General features: G+C 42.6%; 1 protein-coding gene. It reads right to left on the bottom strand.

Annotated elements, in window-relative coordinates; all coding sequences use genetic code 11:
* Positions 1 to 242, bottom strand: a 242-nt coding sequence (locus HMPREF2604_RS14180; RefSeq protein ID WP_210384653.1) for a hypothetical protein, incomplete at both ends; no start/stop codon positions are given.

Genomic DNA, 242 nt, shown 5'->3' with positions numbered 1-242 from the left:
ACGGTTGGTGTATGCCGGATGGCGCTTTTCTTTCAAGCGGCGTCATTGTAAATAACGTAAGTTGTTTGGACGTAAATGATTTAAAATCTTCTGACTTAGGCCAACTCCTGTTTATCCCCGTCGGGTTGGGGGTTGGTTTCGAGATTTTTTCTTTATGTAATTTTTGGATAGCCAGTTCAGGCCTTTTGGTCTGTTGTGGTTTGTCTTTTTGACTAGGTTTGGGCTTTTCACGGCCTTTTTTG

This window comes from Corynebacterium sp. HMSC055A01 (genome assembly GCF_001809405.1).
Lineage (GTDB): Bacteria > Actinomycetota > Actinomycetes > Mycobacteriales > Mycobacteriaceae > Corynebacterium > Corynebacterium hesseae.
This window is presented reverse-complemented; position numbering and strand designations above follow the sequence as displayed.